This window comes from Campylobacter sp. CNRCH_2013_0898h (assembly GCF_025772965.1).
GTDB classification, from domain to species: Bacteria; Campylobacterota; Campylobacteria; order Campylobacterales; family Campylobacteraceae; genus Campylobacter_D; species Campylobacter_D lari_D.
Genome location: NZ_JAKMTD010000012.1, coordinates 24,894 through 36,493, shown reverse-complemented (window position 1 = coordinate 36,493; position 11,600 = coordinate 24,894). Strand labels below are relative to the sequence as shown.

The window sequence follows — 11,600 nt, the reverse complement described above, 5'->3', positions numbered from 1 at the left end:
CAAGATAGAACTTATAAATATATTAGAAAGTTTAAGTTTATACAATCTTTCAACTTTAATGCAAGATATACAAAAAAGATACTTAAAACTAGAATATAACTTAAAAAGCTTTAATAAAGATAGTATCTTTTTATCTAATATGATTATGAATGTGAGGTTGAAGTAGGTAAATGATAGATTTAGCAGGTGTGATTTGTTAATTAAAATAAAAACTCTTTTTTAATATTTTGAATATAATTTGCCAAAAAATAACACTTGGGAGTAAAAAACAAATGGTGCCCGAGGTCGGACTCGAACCGACACAAGGTTGCCCTTACCAGATTTTGAGTCTGGCGCGTCTACCAGTTTCACCACTCGGGCTTTTTGAAAGTTTTAAAATAATTAAATAGAATATGGGATTATACTAAAAAAAAATTAAAACAATATAAAATATTTTATATAAAAAATTTAAATATCATTAAAATTTGGAACTTTTTTTGCTTGTAAATAATTAAAAAAATTTATTTGCGGAGCAAAATAATGAGAATTAGCAATCAGTATAATTACTACACTTCTATACAAAACTACACAGATGGTCAGTCTTTGCTTAATAAATATAATTTGCAGCTACAAACAGGTCAGCTTATTCAGCATTCTTGGGAAAATGCAAATGTTTATATTAATGGCTCAAGATTAGAATATGAGATGGCAAACATAGGTCAAATAGTTCAAGGAACTCAATCTGCTATGGAGCTAGCAAAAAACACAGATACTGCCTTGAAAAATATCACAGAACTTTTAGAAAAATTTAAAACATTACTCACAAAAGCTGCAAGTGATGGTAATTCTCAAGAATCAAGAGAGGCTATAGCAAAAGAACTCAAACTTGTAAGAGATTCTATTGTAAATATTGCTAATACTAGTATCAATGGGCAATATCTCTTTGCAGGATCAAATAGTGCAAATAAACCTTTTGATAATTATGGAAATTATACTGGGAATAAAGATAATATTTTTGTAGTAAGTGGTGCTGGCACCCAAATTCCTTATAATATACCTGGATGGGATTTATTTTTTAAGCCTGATTCAAATATCAATAAAATTATTTCAACAAATGTTTCTTTTACTGATGCTCGTTATCCGGACAAAAAAGAATTTTTAACCGGAGAATCTAAATTTTCACATTTAATAGGCCAAAACTATGTTCAAAATGGAGAACTTAAGCCCGATGAGCATTTTGGTGATAGCTATGATGAAAAACTCTCTTTCCCACATTCGACTATGTATATTCAAGGTGTTAGACCTGATGGAACAAGTTTTAAAGCTACTTTAGATATAGATCCTGATGCAAAAATTGAAGATGTATTAAAAAATATTGGAAGATTATATGGAAATACAGAGGGAAATGAGGTTGTTAAAGTAGCATTAAATGATAGCGGGCAGATAGAAATAAAGAGTTTAAAAGAAGGAAGTAGTTCTTTAGATTTTCATGCTGTTGCTATGACTCCACAACTTTTAGATCCAGAGCAAATTAAAGAATTGAGTGATGCTGCTAAAGATGAAGGTATTACAATGGCTCAAGTTACAGAGCGTATTATGAATGCAGCAATTAAAGATGGTAATTTAAACAATGCTCAAAGTCCAATACAAGTAACAGTAGGTGGTAAGCAGTTTAACATAGACTTACACAAAACAGATTTTATTAAAAGTAACATCAATGGTGATAAAACTAATGGGGCTAGTTATGATGTGCCTTTTGAAAAAGATGGAAATACTGTTTTTGGTAATGTTTCTCAAGTGATTAAAGGTACAAGTGAATATGCTACTGATAGTACAAAATTAAGTGAAGTTGTAGCAAATGCCAATGGAAGCATGCAAGGTCAACAACTCCAAATGGAAATTGTTTCTAAAAGCGGACGAACTTATAATGTAACTATAAATTTAGGAGATTCAACAGTAAGTTATGTTGATCAAAATGGCCAAACTATAAGTTTTCCTATTACTCACTCTCAATATAATGAAAATACAGGTAATGCAGTGGGTATGCAAACTAGACCTGAAGATATTACTTATGGCCAGTTAAATGATATTATCGGTATGTTTGCAAGTGATAATGTTCCTACAGCAACTATAAATGCAAATGCAAATGGTACTATCAACAATGGAGATTTTCAAACCATTCAACAAAATATAAATGATTCTAAAGGTTTTGTTGAAGTTAGTATGGACTATAAAGGTCGTATAAGTATTACTGATAAATTTTCAAGTAACACTAATATAGGTCTTACTATTAAAGATTCAAATTCAAATAGCGGTTTTCCTCCAGCAGGAGAAATACGCGATGGATCAGGTTTTGTATTTAGTGCAAATAATTCTTTAACTATTGATGATCCAAATGTTGATTTGATTAAAGACTTAGATGAGATGATAGATGCTGTTTTAAATGGCAGTATGAGGGCTGATTCAGAAGGAAGTGATCCTAGAAATACAGGTTTACAAGGGGCTTTAGAAAGAATAGATCATTTGCAAGATCATGTTAGAAAAATGCAAACAACCATAGGAGCTTACACTAATAATATAGAAGAGACAAATAAAAGAATGACTTTTTTAAATATCAATGTAGCTTCTATTAAAAGCGGTGTAACTGATGCTGATTATGGGCAAACTTATATGCAGTTTATGCAAACTATGGTATCTTATCAAGCTATGCTTTCGGCTACTTCTAAAATTTCTCAAATTAGTTTATTAAACTACTTATAATTTTTTGATATAATAGCTTTTTTCTTTATAAAGGATATATTATAAAAAAAGAAGCTATTTTTGTTATTTCTAATATTTTTATTTTTTATTTTTGCTTAAGTGCTTTGATACCCGATCAAGCTTTAGTAAGTATTATAGGGTATTCCTTGGCAAAACTTAGTTATTTTTTATTTGGATCATTGACTAAATTTTACCCTTTTGTCTTTTTTTGGTTTAATTATCTTTTGTATAAAAATAACTATAATTTTGAACTTATAGAGCGTAGATTTAGTGTGGCTGTTTTTGCTTGTATTTTTGCTTCACTTATTTTTGCTTCAGCGTTCTTGCAAGATAAAGGCTATATAGCCTCTGCTATGTTTGTAATCTTAGATGGACTTTTTGGAAAAATAGGAAGTTTGATCTTGGTGATTTTGCTTTTAGCTTTTGCTTTTAGTATTTCTTTTCCGCAAATTATCAAAGAAGTATTTAAAATAGAGCTTGATTTTGATTTTTATTTAAAACTTGAAACTTTAATTAAAAATAAAATTTTTGGCTTTTTTGGTGGCGATAAGTATGAAAATGAAACTAAAGAAGAGCAAGAAAAGCTCAAACAAGAGCTTTTAATTAAAGATAAAACAGAAGAACTTATCAAGGAAAAAAAGTTACCAAAAAAAGAAATCCAAGAGAATAAAAAATTTAATCTTGAAGATTTAAAAAATCAAGAATTAGAAGAGGTTGTGATTAGTGAAGAGGATAAAAAGCTAGGTTCAAGTTATATTCATGAGCTTTCAGAGCCTATTGCAAGTTTTGCTCAAAAAGCTAGTCAAATAAATATAAAGGAAGATGAAATGACCCCTGAAGAGTATTTATTAAAATACAAAAATAAAAGTGAAGATATTTATACTCAAACTTTAAAAAGTAAAAATTTAGATGAACCAAGCTATAAAAGACGCAATATGGATTTAAACGAAAACAAAGAAGAGGTGATAGAAGAAAATTCTTTGTTTGCTAAAGAGCTTAAAGAGCGTGAGCAAATGCTACAAAAAGCTAAATTGCTAGAAGAATATAAAGCCTTGCAAAAAGAAAAAATCTTAGAAGAGCTTAATGAGGATTTTAAAAAAATTGAAGAATTAAATGCTATAGAAGCACAAAAAGAAGCTGAGTTTAAAAAAATTCAAAATAAAACTAGCTTTTTAGGGGTAAAAGAATTTAAAGATGAAGATTTTATTCCACAAAATGAAGTAAAAGAACTTGATTTTAGTGAAGATGATTTTGCCAAGCCTATTAGTATAGAAGAGCTAAGAAGTAAAAGAAACTATGAAAGTCCTTTTGTAGTAGAAGAAGCACAAAATGAAGTTAAAGAAGAAAAAATTCCATTTGAGATTACCCAAGAGCCTATAATAGAAGTAATAGAAAATAAAACACACCATTCTATCACTAATGAAGTGAGTGAAAACAAAGCCTTGTTGAAAGATCTTGATTTTGGAAATTTTGAAAAACCAAAAGATTTTTCTTTACCACCTTTAGATTTTTTAACTATGCCAAAAGAAGGCAAAAGCGAGATAAATGAAGAAGAAATAGATAGAAAAATTTATGATTTATTGGAAAAATTAAGACGCTTTAAAATAGGTGGCGATGTAGTTAGAACTTACACAGGTCCTGTTGTAACTACTTTTGAATTTCGCCCAGCAGCAGATGTTAAAGTAAGTAAAATTTTATCATTACAAGATGATTTAGCTATGGCTTTAAAAGCTCAAACTATAAGAATTCAAGCTCCAATTCCAGGTAAAGATGTAGTGGGAATTGAAGTTCCAAATGAAAAAATCGATACGATTTACTTAAGAGAAATTTTAGAAAGTGAGGTATTTAAAAATTCTAGCTCACCTTTAACTATAGCTTTAGGTAAAGATATAGTAGGCGATCCTTTCATCACAGATCTTAAAAAGCTTCCTCATCTTTTAATAGCAGGAACTACAGGAAGTGGTAAAAGTGTAGGAATTAACTCTATGCTTTTATCTTTGCTTTATAGAAATTCGCCAAAAACACTAAGATTAATGATGATAGATCCTAAAATGCTTGAATTTAGTATTTATAATGATATTCCACATTTACTTACACCGGTAATTACTGATCCTAAAAAGGCGGTAAATGCTTTATCAAATATGGTGGCTGAAATGGAACGCAGATATCGTTTGATGGCTGAAGCAAAAACTAAAAATATAGAAAATTACAACGAAAAGATCAAAGAACAAGGTGGAGAAATTTTACCATTTATTGTAGTGATTATTGATGAGTTGGCTGATTTAATGATGACAGCAGGTAAGGATGTAGAGTTTTATATAGGTCGTTTAGCACAAATGGCAAGAGCAAGTGGAATTCACTTGATCGTAGCCACGCAACGCCCTTCAGTAGATGTTGTTACTGGTGTTGTAAAAGCAAATTTACCAAGTAGAATTTCTTATAAAGTAGGGCAAAAGATAGATTCTAAGGTTATTTTAGATTCTATGGGGGCTGAAAGTTTATTAGGGCGTGGAGATTGTTTATTTACTCCTCCTGGTATGAGTGGTTTAGTGCGTTTGCACGCACCTTTTGCAAGTGAAAATGAAATCGAAAATATTGTAGAGTTTTTAAAAGCTCAACAAGTAGTAGAATATGATGAGAGCTTTTTAAAAGATGATAGTCAAGATGGAGCTTATAAAAGAAGTGAATTTGATGATGGAGATTTAGATGAACTTTATGAAGAAGCAAAGGCTGTAATCTTAGAAGATAGAAAAACTAGTATTTCTTATTTGCAAAGACGCTTAAAAATAGGCTACAACCGCGCAGCAAATATTATAGAACAACTTTCACAAACAGGTGTTTTAAGTGAACCTGATGCAAAAGGCCAAAGAGAAATTTTATAATCAATTTCTTATTGCCTTGTTATGATCTTTTAAAGTAGAGGTAAAAATATGCTTATTGGTTTTTTTATCTCTTACAAAGTATAAATATTCTGTTTTAGCAGGAAAAATAGCCGCCTTAATAGCTTCAAATGAAACATTACACACAGCTTCTTTTGGTATGCCATTAAATTTATAAGTATTGTAAGAACTATTATCTGATCTTATTCTTTGTGGAGTGATTTTTTCATGAGAGTATTTTCCATAATTTAATGTCCCATCCATTTGAAGCTTCATGCCTTTTCTTAAGCGATTTCTAATCACAGATGAAACTATAGGCATTTCTTCATTACTCGCTGCTTCTTTTTGTATAATGGAAGCAATGATGATATATTCATGCCATTTTTTTTCATTGTATTCTCTAAAAATTTTATAAGAAAGTTTTTTAAATTCACTTGCAGAGTAAGCCAAAAGATATTTTACTAAAAGCTCTTCTGTAATGCCTTTTGGAATTTTATAAGTTTCGGGAAAAAGCATACCTTCTTTAAAAGGGCTTTGTTTGTAAAATTCTTGCATTAAGGTTTTGGCATTTAAATTCAACTTTGGTGCTAATTCTTCAAAGAAAATTTCAGTCGTTTCCCCAGGAATTAAAGTAATAGTTTCAAGTGCTGCCTTAGCGACGGTAAGCTTATGTAAAAATTCAGCTCTATTTAGTTCTTTTGTGCCTATATTTATCCAGCCAGATTGTGGATGGCCTAAAAAATATAAAGTATATTTATCAATATTGCTCATTTTATAGTTATTTTTATCTAATTGCGTTATAATCTTACTAACAGAACCTTGTGGTATAAAAACTACAGAGTTTGTTTTTATAGGTAAAAGTAGATAATAAAAAATGGATAAAAGAAAAATTAAAATCAAATCACAACATATTAAAAAAATTCTTAAATTTTTAGCATTACCTATGATACTTTTCATTGTTTTGTTTATTTACCTCAAAAATGGAATTTACATAGAAAAATTAGAAATTTCTTCTATTAATTTGGAGAAATTATATATTAAATTAGATAAAAAACTCATTTTAAATGCAAAAAAAGTTATAGTAAATTCTCAAAATCAAAACACTCAAAATGAAACTAGTGCGAGTAAAGCTGTACAGCTTATCAAAGATGTAAAATATATTTATTGGTTTTTTCAAGAAATCAATATAGATGAAATTTTTGTTAATAACTATCCCGTAGAATTAATTTATAAAAATAATCTATTTTTTGTAAACAGTAAAAATCTTTTAGTAAAAGTCAATTTGAAAATTAGTGATAAAAATATACAAGCTAATATTGATAATTTTCTTTTAAAAGATCATAACCTTAGTGTAGTTGGCTCTTTACTTATCAATCCTAAGACAAAATTTTATACTTTTAAAGGAGAAATTGATAGTGATTTTTTAAAAAGTGATGTCAAATTCTCACTTAAAAGAGAAGAAATTGCTTATGAATTAGAAAATATAAGCTCAAATAATATTTCAAAAATTTTTGATATTTTAGTGGAAAATGGAGTGCATTTGCCTTCTAATCTTGCTCTTTGGGTGGGCGGTAAGGTAAAGGCTGATTTTTATTTTATAGAGAAATTAAATGGCTTTGCAGATTTTGGAAAACATAGATATTACTTGAATGATATTAGTGCTAAAGGTTATGTAAATAATTTGAAGGTGGTTTTAGATAAAGGTATAGATCCTATCATTAGTCCTTTTGTAAGGCTTGAATTTAATAAACAAAAACTAGAATTTATCTATGATAAATTATATTTTAACAATTACAATCTCAATCAAAGTCAAATTTATATAGACAATATGCTAAATGAAAAAGCAGGAATTTATATACGCATAAAAAGTGACAATGCTAGAGCTGATTATAGAGTGAATAAAATTTTGCGTTTGTATGATATAAAATTACCATTTTTACAAAACAATGGTATTACAAAGACTGATTTAGTTTTGAAAATTCCTTTTGAACATCCTGAAAGAATTTCATATAAAGGAAATTTTGATATTGTAAATTCTAATATAAATATAAGTGACTTTAAAATCATACAAGCAAATATTGATTTACAAAAAGATAAATTAGAGATTAAAAATGCAAGCGTACAAAGTGAATTAATCAGCGGTGATTTTAATGCAAGTATTGATTTAAAGCAAAAAAAAGGTGATTTTAAGACCTTTATAACAAATTTAAAATTACCACAAGATAGCTTAAAAATGGAAAATAAATTTCTTGATTTAGATCTTAACTATGATAAAAATATCAGTTTATATAATAAAGAGCTTACTACGACTCTAAATTTTGATCAAGGTATGTCTGTTTATGTTGCTAAGCTTGCAAAGTATAAGACTTATTCTAAATTAATGCAAAAAAATAATGTGCATGATGGAGAGTTGTCATTAGACACTTTAAATTTTAAAGATTTTGATGTAGATATAAATAATACCACTTTTGAATCATTTTTACTCTATAAGGATAATAATCCTTATGAGTATGATAGTTTTAGTATAAAAATAAAAGGAGAAGATTTTAATTTAACTAGCGCAAGTGGTAGTGTTTTTGCACAAAAAGACAATGATGATATTAACATTACTTTAAATAATGTTAATTTATTATTTTCAAAACAAGATACAGAAAATACACTAGATAATCTTGAAAATTCAAATTACAATATCAGTGCTAAAAATATAGATTTGATCTTAAAAGATTTTAACAAAACTTTAGATTTTGATCAATTTAATGCTAAAATCAAAAAAGACTATATAAAAGCTTGGGCTAATAGAAATGAGTCTAAATTTGAGCTTTTGCTTAAAGAAAATCAAATGCAAATTAGAGCTTTAAAAATGGATGATGATTTTCTGAATACTTTTATGCGTCAAAATGTTTTTGAAAAAGGCGAGTTTAATCTTTATGTAGATGGTAATAGTACTGATTTTTTTAAAGGCAAATTTTTATTTAAAGATACTTATTTAAAAGATTTAAAATTTCATCAGCAACTCTTAAGTTTTATTGATACAATACCTAGTTTGATTTTATTTAAAGCCCCAACTTTTAATGAAAAAGGTTTTAGTGTAGAAAATGCTGGTATAAGTTTTAATCGCAAAAAAGATCTTTTTGAAATAGATGCGCTAAATTTTAATGGTGATAGTGCAGATATTTTAGGTCAAGCTAAAATCAATTTAAGAAGTAGTCAAGTGGATGGTTTATTAGAGCTTAGAACGCTAAAATCAGCTAGTTCGGTTATTTCTAAAGTTCCAATTATCAATCAAATTATATTAGGCAAAGACAGGCAAATTAGCACACAAATTAAACTAGGTGGAACAATTGATAATCCCGAGTTTAAAACTCAACTTATCGCACAAAGTTTGCAACTTCCTTATCATTTGATAAAAAATATTTTTGAATTACCGACAAATTTAGTTAAATAATACCACAAAGGAGCTAAGATGAAAATTACCATCATAGGAGCAGGAAATGTCGGTGCAAGCATTGCTTATGCTTTAATTTTAAGAGAATTAATAGATGAGATTATATTGATTGATATTAATAAAGACTTGCTTTTTGCTAGAGAATTAGAACTAAGTCAAAGCATAGCCGCTTTTAATTTTGATATTAAAATAACTTGTACGGATGATTATACATACTCAAAAGATTCTCAAGTGGTTATTTTTAGTGCAGGTGTAGCTAGAAAAGAAGGTCAGAGTAGAGATGAGCTTTTTGCTATTAATTCTAAAATTATGCTTGAGTGTGCAAAAAATATTAAAAAATTTAACAACGATCCTTTGTTTATCATAGTAAGCAATCCTGTAGATTTTTTACTCAACGCTCTTTATGAAAGTAAATTATTTTCATTAAAAAAAATCATTGCTATGGCAGGTGTTTTAGATAATGCTAGATTTAAATACGAAGTGAGCAAAAAATTAGATATAAAAACTTCTTATATAGATACTAAGCTTATAGGTTTTCACAATGATAGTATGGTTTTGGTAAAATCTCAAAGTAAAGTGCAAAATAAAGCTTTAAGTGAAGTCTTAAATAAGCAAGATATTATTCAAATTGAACAAGAGGTTAAAACCGGTGGTGCTAAAATTATAAAATATTTAAAAACTTCAGCCTATTTAGCTCCTGCTAGTGCTTGCGTGAGAATGATAGAGGCTTTAAAAAGTGGAGAATTTTTACCAGTATGTGTGATTTTAGATGGAGAATATGGCATAAGAGAAAAAGCTTTTGGAGTTATGGCAAGGATTAGTCTTGATGGGGTGCTTGAAACTTTAGAATTAAAATTAGACAATCAAGAACAAATTGCATTGGAAAATTCTTTTATTCAGTATAATTATAAATAATTTTTTAGGAGTTTTTTACTCCTAATGTTACTTTGTGTTATAAAATCTTATTAGTTTTATTTTATCTTTTAAATAATATTTAATCATGCTATAAATTCGCTATAATAAAAAGTTTGTTTTAAAAATAATTTTTAATAAAAAATCATTAGAAAATTACAAAAAACTAGAAAGGAATATTAATGATTGCTCCAGAGAATACACCAGTTTGGGTTGATGAAGCAAGATGTAAGGCTTGTAATATCTGTGTTAGCTATTGTCCAGCCGGAGTTTTAGCAATGAGAGATGAAATCAGTGCAGTTTTAGGACAGATGATAGAAGTGGTTTATCCTGATTCTTGTATAGGCTGTAGTGAATGTGAAAGTCACTGTCCTGATTTTGCGATTTTTGTTGCCAAAAGAGATGAATTTAAATTTGCAAAGCTTACGCCAGAAGCTAAAGAAAGAGCACAAGCTGTTAAAGAAAATAAATACAAAAAACTAAATGCATAGGAAAACAAAATGAGAGAAGTTATATCAACAGGTAATGTTTTAGTAGCCAAAGCTGCGATTGATTGTGGCTGTAAATTTTTTGGTGGTTATCCAATTACCCCAAGTTCTGAAATAGCACATGAACTAAGCCATATGTTACCAAAAAATGATGGTACTTTTATACAGATGGAAGATGAAATTTCGGGTATTAGCGTGGCCTTAGGTGCTTCTATGAGTGGAGTAAAATCCATGACAGCAAGCAGCGGACCGGGAATTTCTTTAAAAGCTGAACAAATTGGTTTGGGTTTTATAGCTGAAATTCCACTAGTAATTGTAAATGTTATGAGAGGTGGTCCTTCAACTGGTCTTCCAACAAGGGTTGCGCAAGGTGATTTATTTCAAGCAAAAGCTCCAACGCATGGAGATTATGCAAGTATAGCTTTAGCTCCTGCTTCATTAGAGGAAGCTTACACTGAAACTATTAGAGCTTTTAATTTAGCTGAAAAATACATGACTCCAGTATTTTTGCTTTTAGATGAAACCATAGGACACATGAATGGTAAGGCAAAATTACCTGATTTAGAAGAATTAGAAATTATCAACCGAAAAAAATTTACGGGCGATAAAAAAGATTACAAACCTTATGCAGCAGGTGAAAATGAAGCTGCCACACTAAATCCTTTCTTTGAAGGTTATCGTTATCATATCACAGGACTTCATCATGGAGACATAGGCTTTCCAACAGAAGATGGAGCAATAGTAGATAAAAATATCAAAAGATTATTTGGTAAAATCAAAAATAATACTAATGAAATTTGTACTTATGAAGAGTTTATGTGTGATGATGCGCAGTTTTTAATCATCGCCTATGGTAGCGTTGCAAGATCTGCCAAAGAAGCTATTTTAAGACTTAGAGAAGAGGGTTTAAAAGTAGGGCTTTTTAGACCTATTACCCTTTATCCAGTAGCTGAGAAAAAAATAGCTCAAGTAGTATCTAAATTTGAAAAAGTTATGGTAAGTGAGCTTAATATGGGGCAATATTTAGAAGAAATTCAAAGAGTAAGTAAGAGAGATGATTTTATTAGCTTGCACCGTGCAAATGGTCGCCCTATAACCCCAAGTGAAATTATTGCTAAAGTAAAGGAGAATATGTAA

Annotated in this window: 6 protein-coding genes, 1 tRNA gene and 1 pseudogene; 6 read left to right on the top strand and 2 right to left on the bottom strand. The window is 29.1% G+C overall.

What is annotated here, in order from left to right; all coding sequences use genetic code 11:
• Positions 1-273 precede the first annotated feature (273 nt).
• Positions 274-360, bottom strand: a tRNA-Leu gene (locus tag L8X50_RS07165).
• A gap of 159 nt (positions 361-519) precedes the next feature.
• On the opposite strand from L8X50_RS07165, the gene flgL reads away from it, so the two are divergent.
• Together flgL and L8X50_RS08350 are read left to right on the top strand one after the other, a co-directional pair.
• Positions 520-2,739 carry a flagellar hook-associated protein FlgL gene (gene flgL / locus L8X50_RS07160; RefSeq protein WP_263660784.1) on the top strand — a complete coding sequence of 740 codons (2,220 nt, stop codon included), beginning with the start codon at positions 520-522 and terminating at the stop codon, positions 2,737-2,739.
• A gap of 1,361 nt (positions 2,740-4,100) precedes the next feature.
• A pseudogene (locus L8X50_RS08350) lies at positions 4,101-5,621 on the top strand (DNA translocase FtsK); the annotation flags it as partial.
• On the opposite strand, the gene mltG reads toward L8X50_RS08350, so the two are convergent.
• Positions 5,622-6,575: an endolytic transglycosylase MltG gene (gene mltG / locus L8X50_RS07150; protein ID WP_133318850.1), complete on the bottom strand. Its 954-nt coding sequence runs from the start codon at positions 6,573-6,575 to the stop codon at positions 5,622-5,624. It abuts the pseudogene before it with no gap.
• On the opposite strand from mltG, the gene L8X50_RS07145 reads away from it, so the two are divergent.
• The 4 genes from L8X50_RS07145 (at position 6,562) to L8X50_RS07130 (ending at position 11,600) form a co-directional block, all read left to right on the top strand.
• Positions 6,562-9,063, top strand: coding sequence for an AsmA-like C-terminal domain-containing protein (locus tag L8X50_RS07145; protein WP_263660783.1), 2,502 nt, complete (start codon positions 6,562-6,564; stop codon positions 9,061-9,063). The two genes, mltG and L8X50_RS07145, sit on opposite strands and share 14 nt — an antisense overlap.
• Positions 9,064-9,081: 18 nt before the next feature.
• Entirely contained in the window at positions 9,082-9,978 is an 897-nt protein-coding gene (locus tag L8X50_RS07140) for a malate dehydrogenase (protein ID WP_263660782.1), read from the top strand.
• Between the two features lie 173 nt (positions 9,979-10,151).
• Complete coding sequence (locus L8X50_RS07135) at positions 10,152-10,466, top strand: 4Fe-4S binding protein (RefSeq protein WP_263659882.1); 315 nt, start codon at positions 10,152-10,154, stop codon at positions 10,464-10,466.
• 9 nt (positions 10,467-10,475) lie between these two features.
• Complete coding sequence (locus L8X50_RS07130) at positions 10,476-11,600, top strand: 2-oxoglutarate synthase subunit alpha (RefSeq protein WP_220566396.1); 1,125 nt, start codon at positions 10,476-10,478, stop codon at positions 11,598-11,600.

Coding starts and splice junctions, on each gene's coding strand:
- L8X50_RS07145 (WP_263660783.1), top strand. CDS start 6,562: ATGATACTTTTCATTGTTTTGTTTATTTACCTCAAAAATGGAATTTAC.
- L8X50_RS07130 (WP_220566396.1), top strand. CDS start 10,476: ATGAGAGAAGTTATATCAACAGGTAATGTTTTAGTAGCCAAAGCTGCG.
- L8X50_RS07140 (WP_263660782.1), top strand. CDS start 9,082: ATGAAAATTACCATCATAGGAGCAGGAAATGTCGGTGCAAGCATTGCT.
- flgL (WP_263660784.1), top strand. CDS start 520: ATGAGAATTAGCAATCAGTATAATTACTACACTTCTATACAAAACTAC.
- mltG (WP_133318850.1), bottom strand. CDS start 6,575: ATGAAAAGTATCATAGGTAATGCTAAAAATTTAAGAATTTTTTTAATA.